Origin of the sequence: Meridianimarinicoccus marinus (assembly GCF_040689105.1) — a bacterium.
GTDB classification, from domain to species: Bacteria; Pseudomonadota; Alphaproteobacteria; order Rhodobacterales; family Rhodobacteraceae; genus Meridianimarinicoccus; species Meridianimarinicoccus marinus.
The window spans coordinates 1-265 of sequence record NZ_JBFBVU010000128.1; the positions used below are offsets into that span (position 1 = coordinate 1).

At 47.9% G+C, this 265-nt stretch carries 1 protein-coding gene; it reads right to left on the bottom strand.

Features of this window, described 5'->3' with window-relative positions; genetic code table 11:
• Positions 1 to 242 (bottom strand): RIO1 family regulatory kinase/ATPase domain-containing protein (locus AB0T83_RS20465; RefSeq protein WP_366195030.1); only part of this gene is annotated, 242 nt, incomplete at its 3' end.
• Between the last annotated feature and the right edge of the window lie 23 nt (positions 243 to 265).

Below are 265 nucleotides of genomic sequence, written 5' to 3' on the forward strand. Positions count from 1 at the left end.
TACGTCATCATAACCTGATGATCTTCAATCGCTTGCTCAGATGACATCACTACGTCGTTAAGCCTTGGAGCAACATAACCTTCATCATCAGTGATCAGCTCCATAAGCAAGACGCCATCAAAGCAGCCAAAAGGTTCAGGTACCCTCACTCCAGCAGCTGCAAGTTTATACAAGGCATCAACCTCAGCACTTTGCCAGACTTTTTCCTGTTGGTCGCGACCAAAGCCAGAGCCTTTTTCCATCGCTCTAGCACGGCGGCTATTAC